Origin of the sequence: Terrabacter sp. Root181 (assembly GCF_001428505.1) — a bacterium.
Taxonomy (GTDB): Bacteria; Actinomycetota; Actinomycetes; order Actinomycetales; family Dermatophilaceae; genus Terrabacter.
Genome location: NZ_LMHU01000001.1, coordinates 744,373 through 761,670, shown reverse-complemented (window position 1 = coordinate 761,670; position 17,298 = coordinate 744,373). Strand labels below are relative to the sequence as shown.

Sequence of the window (17,298 nt, the reverse complement as noted above, 5' to 3'; positions counted from 1 at the left end):
CTCTCCTGCCGCGCTGAGCCGGAGGCTGAACTCGATGTCGATTCGGACCTGGTGATGCACCTGCCTGGCGCGGAGCGGTGTGGGGTGACCGGTCATGCCGCTATCGGTCGTGCCGCCTGTCGGATGCTCGTACGCGGGTGTCGCTCTAGAGTCGGGGAATGAGCGGCTGGGACCCCACGAGCGGCCGCGTCTTCGCCTGGGCCGCGGACAGGTACTGGACTCAGCGCCTGAGCGTAAAGGCGAAGTCGCCAGAGCGCTTGCCGCCCAGGTGGACTGCAGATGTGAGGTCTTCCTCGGCGACCAACCTCTCGACCTCAGCCCGCGACAGCCCGAGACCCTCAGCGATCAGCCGCACTGGCCGGACGGGGATCCGCGCCGCGAAGCGAACCACGACATCGATCGGCACGTTTTCCGGATCGTCCGGTCCGCCGGTGTCGAGGCGCCACGCATCGTCCCAGTCGAGAGCGATGCGGTTACGCCGCCGCACGACCGGATCCTGAAGCAGCTCGGCTGCCAGACTGGGATCGTTGTGATGCAGCCGGTCCAGTAGTCCACGCCGTACCGACCGGACGTTGATCCGCTCAAACACGGTGAGCTTGGTGGTGTCACCGCAGACGACGCAGAGCGCGAGAAGCCAGGCGTCGAGGAGCTTGTGATGTGCGTTGACGCGGAACTTGCCGTTCGCGCGGAACCGCTCGGCACCACACCTATGGCAGCGGCGGACGATGGTGGGCAGGCAGGTGGGCACGACGACCCAGCTCTTGGGCACAGAGATACACCGGTTCCCGTGAGAAGTTCGAAAGCGAAAGGAACGCGGCGCGCAGGCGCGCCGCGCGACGGATCAGCGCTCGAGAGGTCTCACAGGATGTGCATCGGCAGGTCCTCGGTGATCGAGATGGGGGCGGCCGCACCGTAACAGCGCGAGGAAGAGCGGCTCCACGGTTTTTCTGAAGGGAAGCCGCCAGCCGCGCCGTCAACGAGGGCGACAGGACAACGCCCCGTCGTGATCCGCTCTGCGGCAGTCTCCGTCCGGGCCCGTCGCGGTACGGTCACCGGGTGCCGGGTCCCATCGACATACCCTCCGACCAGTTCGTCATCCTCGACGGCGTCCGCTTCCACTACCTGGACTGGGGCGGCGACGGAGACCCGCTGCTGCTGCTGGCCGGCCTGGGCTGCACCGCCCACGTCTTCGCGGAGCTCGCGCCGCACTTGAGCGACCGGTTCCGGGTGCTCGCCCTGACCCGGCGTGGGCACGGGCTGACCGACCAGGTCCAGAGCGGCCACGCCCTCGCCGACGCCGCCGAGGACGCGCGACGGCTCCTCGACGGCCTGGGCATCGAGCGTGCCCACGTCGTGGGGCACTCGATGGGAGGGGGTGAGGTCTCGGCCCTTGCCGCTCGCCATCCCGGACGCGTTGCGAGAGTCGTCTACCTTGACGGGGCCTACGACTGGGCCGACAGCCCAACACCCGAGTGGCCGGAAGAGGCCGCGGGCCCAGACCGGTTCGCCTCGTACGAGGACTACGTCGACTTCGTCCACTCCTTGCTCCCCGACGACATCCGGGGACCTGCCCTTGACGCCATGCTGCCCGCCACCGTGGACACCCAGGCGGACGGGTCGGTGGTCGACACGTTCTCCGCCGCGGCCGCCGCGCCGTTCGTTCAGGCCCTCAAGGCGTTCCGGCACCCCTACTCCGACATCACTGCACCCGCGCTGGCCATCTACGCCCTCGGGGACCAGTGGCAGGGGCCCGAGGCGATCTGGCGGGTCGCCTGTCGTGACCGTTTCGCAGCGGAGACGGCGAATGCTCGCGTCATCGAGCTCCGCGCCAGCCACTACCTGTTCATCGACCGCCGTGACGACGTTCTCGCAGCGATGCGGGCGTTCCTCACCTAGCCCGTCAACCCGAACCAGGTCCTGCGAACCCCCTCGCCGCAGGCGTTGACGATGGCTCCGGTGCGCGTCGTCACGCGACGTACGTTCGAGCAGGCATCGTGCCTCGCGTGAGTCGCCGGGTCACGGGACTCGCGGCGTCCAGACGCTTCGGACGGACAGCCGCTCATCCGGTGATGCCGCGAACAGTTCCTAGACGTTGATGTCGAAACCCAGGTCGTAGTCACTTGCCGCGATTCCGCCCGCGCCCCAGTTCCCGGGCGGGCTCTCCCGCAAGAGGATGGAAACGTGGGCCCGAGGGATGTCGTGCTCTGCGAGTCGGTCCACGATCTGTCGGTAGAGCTCCCGCTTGGCCGCGATCGAGCGGCCGGAGAAGCGCCTCCCAGGCTCAGCCGGCCTTGAGCTCCTGGGCGAGCATCACGATGATCCCGCTGGGGCCGCGCACGTAGGTGAGCTTGTAGACGTCCTCGTAGGTGGCCACTCCGCGCAGCGGATGGCAGCCGTGCCTCGCGGCGACCTCGAGGGCCTCGTCGATGTCGTCGACGGAGAAGGCGACCCGGTGCATGCCGATCTCGTTGGGTCGGGTGGGCGTCGTCTCGATGGCCTGGGGATGGATGTACTCGAAGAGCTCGAGGCGACCGTGGCCGTCCGGCGTCTGCAGCATGGCGATCTTGGCGTGGTTGCCGTCGAGACCCACGGCGGTGTCGGTCCACTCACCGCTGACCGTGTCGCGACCGAGGACGGTCAGCCCGAGGTCGGTGAAGAAGGCGATCGTCGCTTCCAGGTCGTCGACGGCGATGCCGACGTTCTCGAGTTTGATGGGCATGCCCTGCACGCTGCCGATCGACGCGCGTGGCCCGACCGCTCAGTGCGCATCACTGCGACGACCACACCAACAGACCGAAGGCCGGCCGCGCGCGCAAGGGTTTCGGCCGCGCCCGCGGGGACACGGCATACGGCCGGCGGGGCCCGCTACTGCCCGAGCGCCGTCCAGAAGGCCGAGGCGGCGCGCGACGGGCGGCCGGTGCGCCGCTCCGACCAGTCGGCCGAGCTCATGAGCGCGGTGACGGCGTTGACGCCGAGCCAGCGGAGGGGCTCGGGCTCCCAGTCGCGCGACGTGCGGCCCGCCCACGGCAGCGTGGCGAGACCCTCGGGGTCGTCGCCGCGGATCATCGCGGCGAGCGTGCGTCCAGCGAGCGCCGAGGTGGCGACCCCGTCACCGACGTAGCCGCCGGCGAAGGCGAGACCGGTGTGGCGGTCGTGGCGCACGGACGGGAACCAGTCGCGCGGCACACCGAGGTTGCCACCCCAGGCATGGGTGAAGGCGACGCCGTCGAGCACGGGGAAGAGCTCGAGGAGGATCCGACGCAGCGCGCCGTGGACGCGTTCGTCGCGGTCGTAGAGCGGCGAGACCTTGGAGGCGTAGTGGTAGGGAGCGCCCCTGCCACCGAAGGCGATCCGCCCGTCGCGGGTGCGCTGACCATAGATCGTCAGGTGCCGGTTGTCGGCGAAGGTCGTGCGCTTCTCGAGGCCGATCTGCGCCCACGTGTCGGCGGGCAGCGGCTCGGTCGCCGTCATGAGCGAGTAGATGGGCGCGATGGCGCGGCGGCGCCCCGCGACGGTCGGCGTGTAGCCCTCGGTCGCGAGGACGACGTGCTCGGCGCGGACCGTGCCGTGGGGCGTGACGACGCGGTGGCTGCGCACGTCGACGGCCGGGGTGCGCTCGTGGACGACGACGCCACGCCGCTCGACGGCGTCGGCGAGACCGCGCACGAGACGGGCCGGGTGGATGGCCGCACAGTGGGGCGTGAACGACCCCCCGAGAGCGTCGCTGACGCCGGCGACCGCCGTGACCTCGTGTGCGTCGAGGAGGCGGTGGTCGTCCTCGCCGAAGCCCCACTCGCGGTGGTCGGCGACCTCCTCGCGGACCCGTTCGAGCTGGGCCGGGTTGCGTGCGACGGAGAGGTAGCCGCCCTGGTCGAAGTGGCAGTCGATGCCCTCCGCGTCGGCGATCCGGCCGACGTCGGCGACCGTGTCGTGCAGGAGGTGCTGCATCCGCACCGCCGCGTCGCGGCCGCGCTCGGCAGCCATCCGCTTGAGCGAGGCGGGGAAGAGGGCTGAGCACCAGCCGCCGTTGCGGCCCGAGGCGCCGAAGCCGGCGACCTCCTTCTCGATGACCGCGACCCGGATCGTGGGGTCGGCCGTGACGAGGTGGTATGCCGTCCACAGCCCCGTGTAGCCGGCCCCGACGACGGCGACATCGACGTCGACGTCGGTGGTCAGCGAAGGGCGCGGCTCGATGTCGTCGATCGTGTCGTGCCAGAGGCTCAGGCCGCGGTAACCACTCGGGGGCATGGGCGGGATCATGCCACCTTCCAGGCCCTCCGCAAGCCCTGCGAGCCTGTGCCTTTTCGCTTGAATCCCCTTCCAACACCTTCGGAATCCGCGGCCTGGCGGGGTTTGGGCAATCACTTCCGCCGCGTCGTCCGCCGGGGCATGATGCGGACATGAGCACCGTCGACCGCGCGCGTCTCGCCGAGCTGCACGCGCGCGAGCGGGCAGCCTTCTCCGAGGCGCGGCCACGGTCCCGGGCCCTCGCGCAGCAGGCGGCGGTGCACATGCCCGGAGGCGTCCCGATGAGCTGGATGGTCAAGTGGCCCGGCGACTTCCCGGTCTTCGTCGAGCACGCCGAGGGCGCCCACTTCACGTGCGTCGACGGCATCGACCACGTCGACCTCTGCCTCGGCGACACGGGCGCGATGATGGGCCACTCCCCCGCGCCGACCGTCGAGGCCGTGACGCGGCAGCTCTCGCGCGGGATCACGACCATGCTCCCCACCGAGGACGCGATCGCCGTGTCGACGGGTCTCGCCGAGCGATTCGGGCTGCCCTACTGGCAGTTCACCCTGACGGCGACCGACGCCAACCGGCACGCGATCCGCTACGCCCGCCACCTGACCGGCCGGAGCAAGGTCGTCGTGCACAACTGGTGCTACCACGGCTCCGTCGACGAGGCGTTCGCGACGTTGGGCCCGGACGGCTCGACGGTCGACCGGCGCAGCAACATCGGGGCTCCGGTCGACACGTCGGAGACGACGCGGGTCGTCGAGTTCAACGACCTCGAGGCGCTCGAGCGCGCCCTGGCCCACGGCGACGTCGCGGCGATCCTCGTCGAGCCGGCGCTGACCAACATCGGCATCGTGCTGCCCGACCCCGGATACAACGAGGGCCTGCGCGAGCTCGCGACGCGCCATGGCGCGCTGCTCATCAACGACGAGACGCACACGATCTGCGCCGGGCCCGGTGGCTTCACCGGGGCGCACGGCCTCGCCCCGGACATGCTCGTCATCGGCAAGTCCATCGGTGGCGGCATCCCCTGCGGCACCTTCGGCTTCACCCAGGACGTCGCCGACCGGATCGCCCGCTCCGTCGAGCTGGAGGACATCGACGTGGGCGGCATCGGCGGCACGCTCGCCGGCAACGGGCTGTCGATGGCGGCCATGAAGGCCACCCTCGAGCACGTCATGACGGCCGAGGCGTTCGAGCACATGGTGCCGCTCGCCGATGCGTGGGCCGACGGCGTCCAGGCCGGCATCGACGCGACCGGGGCCGACTGGCACGTGACGCGGCTCGGCGCGCGAGCCGAGTACAACTTCTCCGGGCGGCCCTCGCACGACGGCCAGGAGGCGCACGACGCCGACGACTTCGAGCTGCAGCAGTACCTCCACCTCTACGCCCTCAACCGCGGCATCCTGCTCACGCCGTTCCACAACATGGCGCTGATGAGTCCTGCGACGACGGCTAGAGACGTCGCGGCGCACACGACGATGTTCGGCGAGTGCCTGCGCGAGCTCTTCTCATAGCCACTCCCCCGGCCGTCCCGGCCGTCCCGGCCGTCCCGGCCCTCGCACCGGCACGACCGGTCGGCCATCGGGCCAGGTGTTGACACAATTAATAAGCGCGCTTAGTTTATGGGTCATGACCACTCTCGCGCACCTCTCCACCCGGGTCCCCGTGTCTCCCGAGGTCATCGGCCTCCTCGCGACCGCGCAGGCGTCCCGGTGAAGCACTGGCTGGCCGTCGTGTCGGCAGCCCACGTGCGCCGGGGCGTCGGTCTCGGCATCGCCCAGGTCCACCACGGGCGCCGCCCGGGTCTGGCGCGGATGTCGGCCGGCGACGGGTTCGTCTACTACTCGCCGCGGGAGGAGCTCGGCAGCGACGTCCCCTGCCGACGGTTCACGGCCGTCGGTCGGATCGCCGACGACGAGATCTGGCAGGCCGACGAGGGCGACTTCCGCCCGTGGCGTCGCCGCGTCGACTGGGCCAGCGCAGACCCCGTGCTGATCGCGGACCTGCAGGACCGGCTCCTGCTGACGAGCACGCCGCACTGGGGCTATGCGCTGCGCCGCGGCCTGCTCCCGCTCGACGAGGCAGACTTCCTCCTGATCGAGGCCGCCATGACCGGCGCGCCGCCACCTGCCCCGACCCCGACGGAGACCCATCGCGCATGAGCGACCTGCAGACGCGTTTCGCCGAGGCCGACGAGAGCCCGGGCCTGCTGCTCTGGCGGGTCGGCAACCGCTGGCAGGCCATGGTGCGCGAGGCCCTGGCGCCGCACGACCTGACCCACACGCAGTTCGTCCTGCTGGCCTCGCTGACGTGGCTCCGGCGCGGACGGGACGAGCCGGTCACCCAGCGCGACCTCGCCGCCCACGCGAGGACCGACGTCATGATGACCTCGCAGGTGCTGCGCGCCCTCGAGACCAAGGGGCTGGTCGAGCGCCGCCCCCACCCGGCGGACGCGCGCGCCCGCGACCTCGTCGTCACACCGGCAGGCGTGCACACCGTCAATGCGGCGATCGTCTCCGTGGAGGACTGCGACGCGGCGTTCTTCGCCGACGCCGGTCCCGACCTTCCGGGACTCGTGTCGGCCCTCGCCCGCCTGGCGGGCCCGGAGCGGCCCCCGGCCTGACACACTCGCACCGACGACGTGGACGAGTGACGGAGGACCGGACCATGACCGTGGATGCACTGACAGGCAGCACGCGCCGCCGCCGTACGACCAAGCTGGGGATCGTCGGGGCGGGCGCCGTCGGCGCCACGCTGGCGTATGCCGCGTTGATGCGTGGCGTCGCCCAGAACGTCGCGCTCTTCGACGTCAACGCCGCCAAGGTGCGCGCCGAGGCGCTCGACCTCAGCCACGGCATCCAGTTCGTCCCGATGGCGCACGTCGACGGGTCCGACGACATCGAGGTCCTCGCTGACTCCGACGTCATCGTCTTCACCGCCGGCGCCAAGCAGAAGCCCGGCCAGTCGCGGCTCGACCTCGCCGAGTCGACCATCGGGATCATGCGGGCGATCCTCCCGCGACTCGTCGAGGTGGCACCCGATGCCGTGCACGTCATGGTGACCAACCCCGTCGACGTCGTGACCTATGCCGCCCTCCAGGTGTCGGGCCTCCCCGCCGAGCGGCTCTTCGGCTCGGGCACCGTCCTCGACTCGTCGCGGCTGCGCTTCCTGCTCGCCGAGCACACGGGCGTCGCGGCCCAGAGCGTGCACGCGTACGTCATCGGCGAGCACGGCGACTCCGAGCTGCCGCTCTGGTCGTCCGCGACGATCGGCTCCGTGCCGCTGCTGCAGTGGCGCACGTCGGACGGACGGATCGCCCTCGACGAGGAGGCCCGCGACCGCATCGCGACGGACGTCGTGCAGTCGGCCTACCGCGTCATCGAGGGCAAGGGCGCGACGAACTACGCGATCGGGCTCGCCGCCACTCGGGTCATCGAGGCGGTCCTCTACGACGAGCGCCGCATCCTGCCCGTCTCGTCGCTCCTCGACGACTACTACGGCATCAGCGACGTGTGCCTGTCGGTGCCGGCGATCGTCCACGCCGGCGGCGTCGGCGACCGGGTCGAGGTGCCGATGACCGATGCCGAGCTGTCGGGACTGCGGGCGTCGGCGGACGCGGTCCGCGACACCGCCCACCGCTTCGGGTTCTGACGACGTGGTCGGCATGCGTCGGGGCTCGCGCCCGGCTGCTCTCGCGGCGCTCGGCGTTGCGGTCTGCCTCGTCGTGACGGCCTGTTCCGGCAGCGACACACCCACGGACGCCTCGACGAGGCTGGCCCGGACCTTCGACCTGCAGGCCCACCGCGGCGGCGCGGCCCTGACGTCGGAGAACACGCTGGCCGCGTTCTCACGGGCGCTCGACCTCGGCGTCACGACCCTGGAGCTCGACGCCCAGGTCACCCGCGACGGGGCCGTCGTCGTCGCCCACGACAACCGGGTCAACCCCGACACGTGCCGCGACACGACGCCGGCCAAGGCCTCGGACGACCTTTTTCCTTACTCCGGCAAGCCTTTTCGGCTGCTGACGCTGGCGCAGGTCCGCACCCTCGACTGCGGCTACCAGCCGGCGCCCGACTACCCGGACCAGCGCGCCGTCCCGGGCGCCAGGGTGCCCGAGCTCCGCGAGGTCGTCGACCTGCTGCGCGACCGCGGCGCCGACGACGTCGGTCTCAACGTCGAGATCAAGGTCCAGGCGGACGACCTCGACCTGACCGTCCCGCGCGAGCATTACGCCGAGAAGGTGTGGTCGGTGCTCGAGGAGGGCGGCATGGCCGACCGGGTCACGATCCAGTCGTTCGACTGGGCGAGCCTGACGACGGTGCACCGCATCGCCCCCCACGCCCGGCTCGTCGCCCTCGTCTCGCCGGAACGCCTCGAGCGGGGCAAGGAGGGCGCGTCGCCGTGGCTCGGCGGCCTCGACATCGACGCCGTGGACGGCGACGTCGTGCGCGCCGCCTCCGGCATCACGGGGGTCGTGGCCATCTCACCGCGCGAGGACCTCCCCGTCGACGCCGCGTTCGTCCGCTCGGCCCACGCCGCCAGACTCGCCGTAATGCCGTGGACGGTCGACGACGAGGAAGGCATGGGACGGCTCGTCGACCTCGGCGTCGACGGCCTCATCACCAACCGCCCCGACCTGCTCCGCACCGTGCTGACGCACAGGGGCATCGCGACACCCCCGTCCCATCCCGCAGCCGGGTGAGACCAGCAGGCACGGCCCGGAGCATGATGGGTCCGTGAGCACGTCCGCCGCCTTCGACGCCGACCCGGCACCCGACCCCTCGGGCGCGCCGCCGGCACGGGCGACGTACCACCACGGCGACCTGCGCCGGGCCCTGCTCGAGGCCGGCACCGACCTCGCCCGGGAGGGTGGCCCCGACAAGGTCGTCCTGCGGGAGGCGACGCGTCGCGTCGGGGTCTCGGCCAATGCGGCATACCGCCATTTCGCCGACCGCGACGCCCTCCTCGGCGAGGTGGTCTCCCGCGCGCAGGCGCGGGCCGCGGACGTCATCAGCGCCACGATGGACGCCGTCCCCGCCGACCTCGAGACCGGCCAGCGCGCCCGCGCCCGCTTCCGGGCGGTGGGCGTGGGCTACCTGCGCTTCGCGATGGACGAGCCGGGCCTCTTCCGCGCAGCGTTCGCCGTGCCCGTCGACCTCAGCCGGGCCGCGTCCCCCGATGCGGCCGGCGTCGGCGGCCGCACCCCCTTCCAGCTGCTCGCCGACTCCCTCGACGCCATGGTCGACGCCGGGGTCATGTCCGACGACGAGCGGCCGGGCGCCGAGCTGCTCGCGTGGTCAGCCGTTCACGGCATGGCGATGCTCGCACTCGAGGGGCCGCTGCGCGACCTGCCGCCCGGTGCCGTCGACGAGCTCGCCCCGCGCCTCGTGCGCATGGTCGACCTCGGTCTCGGCCTGTCCGACGGCGCGAGCTGAGCCCGAGGGCCCGGCGCCGGGCTCAGACCCACTGGACGAGCTGCACGACGAGACCGTTGGGGTCGCGGTACTGCACGAACCGCTCGCCCCAGGGCTCCGTCTCAGGCGCCGTGACGACGTCGACCCCGGCGGCCACGAGCCGCTCGTGCCGGGCATCGAGGTCGTCCACGACGAAGGCGAGCAGGAGCCCGTCGCGTGCCGACCCGCCGACCTCCGCCGGCTTGAAGCTCGGCAGTCCGGTGCGCAGGAAGATGACGTTCGACCCACCGTCCGGGTGCCGGAGCGAGACGAAGCCGTCGTCGCGCATCTCGACGACGTGACCGAGGTGGGTGACGAGGAAGTCGGCGGACGCGTCGGGATCGGGGACGTTGAGCGAGACGGCGAATCCGGTGATCGTGCCGGGCATGGGAACCTCTTTCCGTACGGTGTACGGACAATAACGTACGGCATACCGAATCGTTCCCGAGGCGATTCACGAGACGAACGGGGTGGGCCCGTGGGCACCGTCCGGCTGCTCTGGCGACGTGAGCGCCCACTCCCCCCGCGCCCCGGGCGCCGCCCGACCCTCACCGTCGATGCCGTCGTCGACGCCGGCATCCGCGAGGCCGACGACCGCGGGCTGCACGACGTCTCGCTGCGCCGGGTCGCCGAACACCTCGGCGTCGGGGTCATGACGCTCTACGGGCACGTCGCGAACAAGGCGCAGCTGCTCGACCTCATGGTCGACCAGTGCCGGCTCGACATGGAGTGGGCGCCGCTGTCGGGGTCCTGGAGGGATCGCCTCGGCCAGGTGGCCGACGAGAACCTCACGCTCCTGACGCGGCACCCGTGGCTCGCCCACGTGGAGACCGAACGAGCCGTGCTCGGCCCCGGCACCCTCGGCAAGTACGAGCGCGAGCTCGGGGCCGTCGAGCCGCTGCCGCTGACCGACCCCGCCAAGGACCAGGCCCTCGCTCTCGTCCTGGCGTTCGTCCGGTCCTCGGCGCGAGCCCTCGAGGCGGCCCGGGCCGAGCGCAGCGAGGAGACGCCGGAGCAGTGGTGGCTGCGCGAGGGCGCCGAGCTCGCCGCCCTCGGGATCGAGGAGCGCTTCCCGCTCGCCAGCCGCGTCGGGCAGGCCGCCGGCGCCGCGACGCACGCCGCGGCCGATGCCCGCTCCGCTCACGCGTTCGGCCTCGGCGTCCTGCTCGACGGGCTCGCGCCGGCCCGGCCGGGACGGCGACCTAGGGTGGGCGGGTGACCAGCGAGACCCCTGACAGCACCGGCGCCGAGCTCGACCACGAGACCCCGGCCTTCTACCGCCGGCTCGGCCCGGGGCTCTACGCGCCCACCGTCCACGTGCAGGGCGCGTGGCGTGACGACGAGCAGCACATGGCGCCGGTCAGCGGCATCCTCGCCCACGAGATCGACCTGCACGAGCCGCGCGACGGCAAGCAGCTCGCCCGCATCTCCTTCGACATCCTCGGCATGATCCCCGCGCGACCGAGCCGGGTCGAGGTGCGCACGACACGGCCGGGACGCACCATCGAGCTCGTCGAGGCGACGATGCTCGTGGACGACCGCGCCGTCGTGCGGGCCCACGCGTGGCGTCTCGCGTCGCACGACTCCGAGCCCGTGGCCGGTGTCGAGCTCGCGCCGATCCCCGGACCCGACGAGATGCGCCCGTGGGTCGGCACCGACACGTGGGAGGGCGGCTACATCGAGGGACTCGAGTTCCGGGTCGATCCCGAGCGCCGACCGGGCCGGACCCGCGCCTGGATCCGCGCGCTCAACCCGCTCGTCGACGGCGAGACCTGCTCTCCCACAGCCGATCTCGTGCGCCTCGCCGACACCGCCAACGGCATCGCCGTCCGTGTCTCGCCGCAGGAGTGGATGTTCCCGAACGTCGACCTCAGCGTGCACCTCTTCCGCGAGCCGGTGCGCGGCTGGGTCGGCTTCGACACCAGCGTGACGATGGGCCCGACGGGCCTCGGGCTGACCTCGACGACGTTGCACGACGAGCGCGGCCCGGTCGGGCGCGCCGAGCAGATCCTCACCGTCCGCCGCCTGCCGGGCGCCTGAGCCCGGCGGTCCACCGCAGTCGTGACCTCGCGGCGACAACCTTTCGCCGCGTCGAGGCGTCAAGAGGCGTGTCGGGACTCCGCGCCAAAGCACGGCTCGCCTGCCACAATGAAGGGCGCGTTCGCGCCGACTCACACCCGCCGTCGCGCGGTCAGGACACCAGGGGACACCATGAGGACCATCCGCATGGACAGGAATCGCACCGCAGGCAGCGTCGCCGCGGCACTCGCGATCGTCGCGCTCGCCGTCACGGCTCCGGCCGCGCGCGCCGACGACCTGACCGGCACGCCGACACCGCCCGGCACCTCGACATCGGCGAGCGGCGCCGCCGGGACCACCTCGACCGAGACGACCACCTCGTCGACGACCACCGGGACGACGACCAGCACGACCGCCACGACGACGCCGTCGACCACCACCAGCACCACCACGACGCCGAGCCCCACCACGACCACGCCGCCGCCACCCGCCCCGAGCCCGGTCGTCATCCCCGAGGGCAGCTCGGGCTGGAAGGTCAAGGACCTCCAGGTGCGCCTGCGCCTCGTCAAGGCCTCCTACTGGACCTACGCCGTCTCCGGCGTCTACGGCTGGACGCTCGGGCAGCGGGTCCTGACCTTCCAGACCGACCAGGGCCTCCCGACCACGGGCGTCGTCGACCAGCGCACGTGGAACCGCCTCGTCGCCCTCACCGCGACGCCGACCCGCCTCAAGGAGGGCGCGTCCGGCAACGCCGTCAAGGACCTCCAGGTGCGTCTGCGCGTGGTCAAGGCGTCCTACTGGTCGTATGCCGTGTCGGGCTACTACGGCTGGACGCTCGGCCAGAGGGTGCTCGCCTTCCAGCGCGACCAGAACCTCCCGCAGTCCGGCGTCCTCGACCAGCGCACGTGGAGCCGGCTCGTCTCGCTGACGGCGTCCCCGACCGCGATCAGCACGTCGGCCCCTGCCGCGAACGTGCGCGAGCTCCAGCGGCGTCTCGGCGCCAAGGGCCTGTGGCCGTACGCGTACTCCGGCACCTACGGCTGGACCCTCGGCCAGAAGGTCCTCGCCTTCCAGCGCACCTACGACGTGCCGCAGTCGGGCGTCGTCGACACCCGCACCTGGGCGCGCCTGCGCGCCCTCACCTACGTGCCGGGCACGTTCGACAAGCACCGCTACTACGCCGGCCTGCGCCCGCTCGTGCCGACCCTCGCGTCGCTCGACAAGCGCTGCCGCACCGGCCGCGTCATGTGCGTCGACAAGGCCACTCGGACCCTGACGTGGGTCGTCGACGGCAAGCCGCAGACGGCCATGTGGGCCCGCTTCGGCCGGCCCGGACACGAGACGCGCGAGGGCACCTTCAGCGTCTCCCGCAAGTACGAGTACGTCATCTCGAACCTCTACTTCACGCCGATGCCCTACTCGATGTTCTTCTCCGGCGGCCAGGCCGTGCACTACTCGTCGAACTTCGCGCGTCTCGGCTACGCCAGCGCCAGCCACGGCTGCGTCAACATCGCCGACTACGCACAGGTCAAGGCGCTCTTCTTCAAGGTGCGCATCGGCGACAAGGTCGTCGTCTACCACTGAGCCCGACGCGACACTGGAGCGAGCGGCCTTGCGAGCAGAGCAAACCCGATCAAGTACGCGGGGGGCCGTGGCGCGCAGGATCGTGACGTGACCGGCTCACGTGACACCTTCGGCGCCTGGCTGTCGCCGATGCCGCGCCCGTCTTCCTCTGGCACGTGCGCGACGCCATCGAGCAGGGACAGCTCGACGACGTCTTCGTCGATGCCGCCAGCGACCCGCCCTACGTGTGCTCCTACGGCGCGATGGTCGCGCACGTCCTGACGTTCGCGGCGCACCGGCGCACCCTCGCCGTCCGCGCGCTCGACAAGCACGGCGTGACGCGGCTCGGGTGGGGCGACCCCATCGAGTGGCTCGACGCCGCCCACCGCCCCTGACGGCATACGCCCTCGGTCGTCGCGGCGGTCGCCGGTCACTCGACCGTGGCGGTGACCTTCGTGCCGAGCTCGACGGTGCGGCTGACGGTGCACCACTCGTCGTGCGAGCGCTGGACCATCTTCGGCAGCATCTCGCGCGCCGCGTCACCGCCGTCACCCTCGGGGAAGCGCACGCGGAAGGTCACCGTGATGTCCTGGAGGTGGTTGCCGTGCTCGTCCTTGACCTTGTCGGCCGTCACCTCGACCTCGAAGTCGTCGGGCTCGGCGCGGCGGGACGTCACCGTGTCGACGTCGACGGCCGTGCACGCGGCGATGCCGGCGAGGAGCAGCTCGACGGGCGAGAGCTCGTCGGTGCCGGAGCTGACGGTGATCGAGCCGCCGCGGAGGTTGCGGGCGGTGTAGCGGCCCATGCTGTCGCGGGTCAGCGTGACGGAACGGAGGTCGGGGGCGTCGGTGCTCATGGGGTCAAGCCTTTCAGACGGTCAGTTCCATGCGTCGGCGAGCAGCTCGTAGGAGCGCAGCCGCGCGTCGTGGTCGTGGGCGCCGCACGTGACGATGACCTCGTCGACGCCGGTGGCCTCGACGAAGCCGGCGAGGCCGTCGCGCACCTCGTCGGGAGTGCCGACGAGCGAGACGCGCGTCATCTCGTTGACAGCCTGGCGCTCGGCCGGCGACCACTGCGCCATGAGGGTCGCGATGTCGCCCTCGGGCTCGGGGAGCCCGGCGCGGCGGCCGGTGACGATGCCGTGGAAACGCTGGAGCACGCTCGTGAAGAGGCGCTCGGCCTCGGCCGTCGTGTCGGCGACCATGACGTTGACGCCCGCCATCGAGCGCGGCGCGTCGAGCCCGCCGGGCTCCGTCGACGGGGTGAAGCGGGAGCGGTAGACCTCGAGGGCGCTCATCAGGGCGGCCGGGGCGAAGTGCGAGGCGAAGGAGTAGGGCAGGCCGAGGGCGGCCGCCACCTGGGCGCCGCCGTGGCTCGACCCGAGGATCCAGATCGGCACGTGCGTCCCCTCGCCGGGGATGGCACGGACCTTCGCGTCAGGGTCGGGGTCACCGAGGTAGCCGATGAGCTCCTCGACCTCGCCGGCGAAGTTCATGGCCGCTGCCTCGTTGCGGCGCAGGGCACGGGTCGTGAAGGGGTCGGTGCCGGGGGCACGGCCGAGCCCGAGGTCGATGCGGCCCGGGTGGATCGTCGCGAGGGTGCCGAACTGCTCGGCGACGACGTACGGCGCATGGTTGGGCAGCATGATGCCGCCCGCGCCGACGCGGATCGTCTCGGTCTGGTCGGCGACGTGGCCGATGAGCACGGCCGTCGAGCTCGACGCCACCCCACGCATGTTGTGGTGCTCGGCCATCCAGTAGCGGCCGTAGCCCCACTTCTCGGCGTGGCGGGCGATGTCGACCGTCGAGGCGATCGCCTCCCCCGCGCTGCCCCCGTCGAGGACGGGCACGAGGTCGAGGATGTTCAGCTGGGCTCTGGCGGCAGGACTCACGTGGGTGCCAACGGGCAGCGTGGTGCGCGGTATTCCACCCACCGGTTCCACCGCGCCCACGGTCACGGCAGCTTGAGCTGGGACACCTGGTCGTCGTAGTCGGGGCAGAAGGCCTGCACGCCTGCGGCCATCAGCTGCTTCGTGCGCAGCGCCTCACCGGTGTTGGGCAGCGGCCTGTCGTCGTCGTCGACCGCGATCTGGGCCAGCTCGACGCCACCGTTCTTCAGCGCCCAGCACGTGGTCGTCCCGGTCTCGATGTCGTCGTTCACCGTGTCACCCGTGACCGAGGCCCCGAGCTTCTGCGCCGCGAGGACGAACTGTGCCTCCTCGGCCGAGATGCTCGGGCGCGCGTCGGCGACGCCCGCGGGCAGGTCACCGATCGTCGGGTCCGACCCACCGCACGCGGCGAGCGAGAGGACGACGAGGAGGGCGGCCCCGGCAGCGAGCGCCGGGCGCTGACCGGGCCGGGCGGCATACGGCCGCGGAGCGTGCGCTGGTGTCATCGCGTTCATCGTTACCCTGAACGCGTGAGCGAGCCCGATCATCCCCGCGACGCCGCGTCCGCCCGGCTGGCAGCGGACGCGCCGATCGCCCGGGCCGCGGTCGTCGCCTCGTTGTCGGCGGTCGTCCTCGGGTTCGTCTTCCTGCCGCAGCTGCTCGGCCTGGCGCTCGCGGGGCTCAGCCTCGTGCGCCGTGAGCCGGGTGGGCGCCGGCCCGCCCTCCTGGCCGTCGCGATCAGCCTGCTGCTCACGGTCGTCTGGGGCGTCGTGCTCGGCCTGCTCCTCAAGTGGTGGGCCACCTCCCGCTGACCGCTGCTCCGACTACTGGGAGTACGTCGAGAGGAACTTCTCGAGCCGACCGACCGCGTCCTCGAGGTCCTCGACGCGGGGCAGGAAGACGAGCCGGAAGTGGTCGGGCGTCGACCAGTTGAAGCCCGTGCCGTGGACGATGAGCATCTTCTGGTCGCGGAGCAGGTCGAGGGCGAAGCGCTCGTCGTCGTGGATGTCGTGGACCTTCGGGTCGAGCCGCGGGAAGAGGTAGAGCGCCCCCTCGGGCTTCGTCGCCGACACCCCGGGGATCTGGTTGAGCATCTCCCACGCGACGTTGCGCTGCTCGAGGAGCCGGCCGCCGGGCAGGATCAGCTCGTTGATCGACTGGTAGCCGCCGAGCGCGACCTGGATCGCGTGCTGCGCGGGCACGTTGGCGCACAGACGCATGTTGGCGAGGATGTCGAGGCCCTCGAGGTAGTTGCGCGCGTGCTCCTTCGGCCCCGTGATGACGAGCCAGCCCGACCGGAAGCCGGCGACGCGGTAGGCCTTGGAGAGGCCGTTGAAGGTCAGGCAGAGCAGGTCGGGCGCGAGGGCCGCGATGGAGGTGTGCGTCGCGCCGTCGTAGAGGATCTTGTCGTAGATCTCGTCGGCCATGATGATCAGCTCGTGCTCGCGGGCGACCTGGGCGATGGCCTCGAGCACCTCGCGCGGGTAGACGGCGCCCGTCGGGTTGTTGGGGTTGATGACGACGATGGCGCGCGTGCGGTCGGTGACCTTGCTGCGGATGTCGTCGAGGTCCGGGGCCCAGCCGGCCTGCTCGTCGCAGACGTAGTGGACGGCGTTGCCGCCGGCGAGGCTCGCGGCCGCGGTCCACAGCGGGTAGTCCGGCGCCGGGATGAGCACCTCGTCGCCGTTGTCGAGCAGTCCCTGCATCGCCATGACGATGAGCTCGCTGACCCCGTTGCCGAGGTAGATGTCCTCGACGCCGACCGGCGGGAAGTCGCGCACCTCGTAGTGCTGCTTGACGGCGCGCCGGGCCGAGAGGATGCCCTTGCTGTCGCTGTAGCCCTGCGCCGTCGGCAGCTCCTGGATCACGTCGACGAGGATGTCCTCGGGAGCCTCGAAGCCGAACGGCGCCGGGTTGCCGATGTTGAGCTTGAGGATGCGGTGCCCCTCGTCCTCGAGCCGCTTGGCCTCGGCCAGGACGGGACCCCGGATCTCGTAACAGACGTTCTGGAGCTTCTTGCTCTGGGTCACCGCGCGCATGTGGACCAGCGTCCCACCGGCGTACGCCGTGAGCTGCGTCATTCCCACCATGTGGCCCGTCGCGTCCGTCACGTCGCGCGTGGGACGAGTGGGG

Annotated in this window: 20 protein-coding genes and 1 pseudogene; 12 read left to right on the top strand and 9 right to left on the bottom strand. The window is 71.7% G+C overall.

The features are described from left to right. Positions 1-220: 220 nt before the first annotated feature. Positions 221-769 carry a DUF1062 domain-containing protein gene (locus tag ASD90_RS03495; protein ID WP_157622970.1) on the bottom strand — a complete coding sequence of 183 codons (549 nt, stop codon included), beginning with the start codon at positions 767-769 and terminating at the stop codon, positions 221-223. A 287-nt stretch (positions 770-1,056) separates the two neighbouring features. Between ASD90_RS03495 and ASD90_RS03490 the strand changes: the two genes are divergently transcribed. Beyond that, entirely contained in the window at positions 1,057-1,896 is an 840-nt protein-coding gene (locus ASD90_RS03490) for an alpha/beta fold hydrolase (RefSeq protein WP_056751688.1), read from the top strand. A gap of 189 nt (positions 1,897-2,085) precedes the next feature. Here the strand turns inward: ASD90_RS03490 and ASD90_RS22800 are convergent. The 3 genes and pseudogenes from ASD90_RS22800 to ASD90_RS03480 all read right to left on the bottom strand — a co-directional run. Continuing rightward, positions 2,086-2,256: pseudogene (locus ASD90_RS22800) on the bottom strand (4-oxalocrotonate tautomerase family protein); the annotation flags it as partial. Between the two features lie 25 nt (positions 2,257-2,281). Continuing rightward, positions 2,282-2,719, bottom strand: coding sequence for a VOC family protein (locus ASD90_RS03485; RefSeq protein WP_056754361.1), 438 nt, complete (start codon positions 2,717-2,719; stop codon positions 2,282-2,284). Positions 2,720-2,865: 146 nt separating this feature from the next. Then, positions 2,866-4,248 (bottom strand): FAD-binding oxidoreductase, encoded by a 1,383-nt coding sequence (locus ASD90_RS03480; RefSeq protein ID WP_056754355.1) that lies wholly within the window; start codon positions 4,246-4,248, stop codon positions 2,866-2,868. A 152-nt stretch (positions 4,249-4,400) separates the two neighbouring features. Here ASD90_RS03480 and ASD90_RS03475 point away from each other — a divergent pair, with 152 nt between their 5' ends. From ASD90_RS03475 to ASD90_RS03450, 6 genes are all read left to right on the top strand, one after another. After that, a complete protein-coding gene (locus tag ASD90_RS03475; protein WP_056751686.1) occupies positions 4,401-5,756 on the top strand; it encodes an aspartate aminotransferase family protein in 1,356 nt (451 codons plus the stop codon). Between the two features lie 198 nt (positions 5,757-5,954). Next, positions 5,955-6,404 (top strand): EVE domain-containing protein, encoded by a 450-nt coding sequence (locus tag ASD90_RS03470; protein WP_056751683.1) that lies wholly within the window; start codon positions 5,955-5,957, stop codon positions 6,402-6,404. Further along, positions 6,401-6,865 carry a MarR family winged helix-turn-helix transcriptional regulator gene (locus ASD90_RS03465; RefSeq protein WP_056751680.1) on the top strand — a complete coding sequence of 155 codons (465 nt, stop codon included), beginning with the start codon at positions 6,401-6,403 and terminating at the stop codon, positions 6,863-6,865. The genes ASD90_RS03470 and ASD90_RS03465 overlap by 4 nt, the downstream gene beginning before the upstream one ends. A 44-nt stretch (positions 6,866-6,909) precedes the next feature. Then, positions 6,910-7,893, top strand: a complete 984-nt coding sequence (locus ASD90_RS03460; RefSeq protein ID WP_056754352.1) for an L-lactate dehydrogenase — start codon at positions 6,910-6,912, stop codon at positions 7,891-7,893. Between the two features lie 13 nt (positions 7,894-7,906). Beyond that, positions 7,907-8,944, top strand: coding sequence for a glycerophosphodiester phosphodiesterase family protein (locus ASD90_RS03455; RefSeq protein WP_082588565.1), 1,038 nt, complete (start codon positions 7,907-7,909; stop codon positions 8,942-8,944). A 34-nt stretch (positions 8,945-8,978) separates the two neighbouring features. Then, the gene (locus ASD90_RS03450) at positions 8,979-9,677 is read left to right on the top strand and encodes a TetR/AcrR family transcriptional regulator (RefSeq protein WP_056751675.1); all 699 of its coding nucleotides are present in this window, start codon (positions 8,979-8,981) and stop codon (positions 9,675-9,677) included. A gap of 22 nt (positions 9,678-9,699) precedes the next feature. Here ASD90_RS03450 and ASD90_RS03445 read toward each other — a convergent pair whose 3' ends face one another. Then, positions 9,700-10,083 (bottom strand): VOC family protein, encoded by a 384-nt coding sequence (locus ASD90_RS03445; protein ID WP_056751672.1) that lies wholly within the window; start codon positions 10,081-10,083, stop codon positions 9,700-9,702. Positions 10,084-10,173: 90 nt separating this feature from the next. Here ASD90_RS03445 and ASD90_RS03440 point away from each other — a divergent pair, with 90 nt between their 5' ends. The 4 genes from ASD90_RS03440 to ASD90_RS03420 all read left to right on the top strand — a co-directional run bounded on the left by ASD90_RS03440 (position 10,174) and on the right by ASD90_RS03420 (position 13,672). After that, entirely contained in the window at positions 10,174-10,914 is a 741-nt protein-coding gene (locus ASD90_RS03440) for a TetR/AcrR family transcriptional regulator (protein ID WP_056751670.1), read from the top strand. Beyond that, complete coding sequence (locus tag ASD90_RS03435; RefSeq protein ID WP_056751666.1) at positions 10,911-11,735, top strand: thioesterase family protein; 825 nt, start codon at positions 10,911-10,913, stop codon at positions 11,733-11,735. The genes ASD90_RS03440 and ASD90_RS03435 overlap by 4 nt, the downstream gene beginning before the upstream one ends. 186 nt (positions 11,736-11,921) lie before the next feature. Continuing rightward, positions 11,922-13,298 carry a L,D-transpeptidase family protein gene (locus ASD90_RS22795; RefSeq protein WP_082588450.1) on the top strand — a complete coding sequence of 459 codons (1,377 nt, stop codon included), beginning with the start codon at positions 11,922-11,924 and terminating at the stop codon, positions 13,296-13,298. A 155-nt stretch (positions 13,299-13,453) separates the two neighbouring features. Continuing rightward, positions 13,454-13,672, top strand: coding sequence for a hypothetical protein (locus ASD90_RS03420; RefSeq protein WP_056751659.1), 219 nt, complete (start codon positions 13,454-13,456; stop codon positions 13,670-13,672). Positions 13,673-13,707: 35 nt separating this feature from the next. Here ASD90_RS03420 and ASD90_RS03415 read toward each other — a convergent pair whose 3' ends face one another. From ASD90_RS03415 to ASD90_RS03405, 3 genes are read right to left on the bottom strand one after another with little or no spacing between them, the layout of a single operon-like run. Further along, the gene (locus ASD90_RS03415; RefSeq protein WP_056751658.1) at positions 13,708-14,133 is read right to left on the bottom strand and encodes an OsmC family protein; all 426 of its coding nucleotides are present in this window, start codon (positions 14,131-14,133) and stop codon (positions 13,708-13,710) included. Positions 14,134-14,154: 21 nt separating this feature from the next. Continuing rightward, positions 14,155-15,201 carry an LLM class flavin-dependent oxidoreductase gene (locus ASD90_RS03410; RefSeq protein WP_235506475.1) on the bottom strand — a complete coding sequence of 349 codons (1,047 nt, stop codon included), beginning with the start codon at positions 15,199-15,201 and terminating at the stop codon, positions 14,155-14,157. A gap of 29 nt (positions 15,202-15,230) precedes the next feature. After that, the gene (locus ASD90_RS03405) at positions 15,231-15,671 is read right to left on the bottom strand and encodes a DUF732 domain-containing protein (protein ID WP_056751656.1); all 441 of its coding nucleotides are present in this window, start codon (positions 15,669-15,671) and stop codon (positions 15,231-15,233) included. 24 nt (positions 15,672-15,695) lie between these two features. On the opposite strand from ASD90_RS03405, the gene ASD90_RS03400 reads away from it, so the two are divergent. Further along, on the top strand, positions 15,696-15,977 hold the full coding sequence (locus ASD90_RS03400; RefSeq protein WP_056751654.1) for a hypothetical protein: 282 nt from the start codon (positions 15,696-15,698) through the stop codon (positions 15,975-15,977). Between the two features lie 12 nt (positions 15,978-15,989). Here the strand turns inward: ASD90_RS03400 and ASD90_RS03395 are convergent, their stop codons facing one another. Then, positions 15,990-17,204, bottom strand: a complete 1,215-nt coding sequence (locus tag ASD90_RS03395) for a pyridoxal phosphate-dependent aminotransferase (RefSeq protein WP_056754343.1) — start codon at positions 17,202-17,204, stop codon at positions 15,990-15,992. Positions 17,205-17,298 lie beyond the last annotated feature (94 nt).

Bases quoted from the DNA above. Each gene is read 5' to 3' on its own strand.
- ASD90_RS22795 (WP_082588450.1), top strand. From the start codon at position 11,922: ATGGACAGGAATCGCACCGCAGGCAGCGTCGCCGCGGCACTCGCGATC.
- ASD90_RS03405 (WP_056751656.1), bottom strand. From the start codon at position 15,671: ATGACACCAGCGCACGCTCCGCGGCCGTATGCCGCCCGGCCCGGTCAG.
- ASD90_RS03465 (WP_056751680.1), top strand. From the start codon at position 6,401: ATGAGCGACCTGCAGACGCGTTTCGCCGAGGCCGACGAGAGCCCGGGC.
- ASD90_RS03485 (WP_056754361.1), bottom strand. From the start codon at position 2,719: ATGCCCATCAAACTCGAGAACGTCGGCATCGCCGTCGACGACCTGGAA.
- ASD90_RS03460 (WP_056754352.1), top strand. From the start codon at position 6,910: ATGACCGTGGATGCACTGACAGGCAGCACGCGCCGCCGCCGTACGACC.
- ASD90_RS03475 (WP_056751686.1), top strand. From the start codon at position 4,401: ATGAGCACCGTCGACCGCGCGCGTCTCGCCGAGCTGCACGCGCGCGAG.
- ASD90_RS03445 (WP_056751672.1), bottom strand. From the start codon at position 10,083: ATGCCCGGCACGATCACCGGATTCGCCGTCTCGCTCAACGTCCCCGAT.
- ASD90_RS03415 (WP_056751658.1), bottom strand. From the start codon at position 14,133: ATGAGCACCGACGCCCCCGACCTCCGTTCCGTCACGCTGACCCGCGAC.
- ASD90_RS03480 (WP_056754355.1), bottom strand. From the start codon at position 4,248: ATGCCCCCGAGTGGTTACCGCGGCCTGAGCCTCTGGCACGACACGATC.
- ASD90_RS03455 (WP_082588565.1), top strand. From the start codon at position 7,907: ATGCGTCGGGGCTCGCGCCCGGCTGCTCTCGCGGCGCTCGGCGTTGCG.
- ASD90_RS03395 (WP_056754343.1), bottom strand. From the start codon at position 17,204: ATGCGCGCGGTGACCCAGAGCAAGAAGCTCCAGAACGTCTGTTACGAG.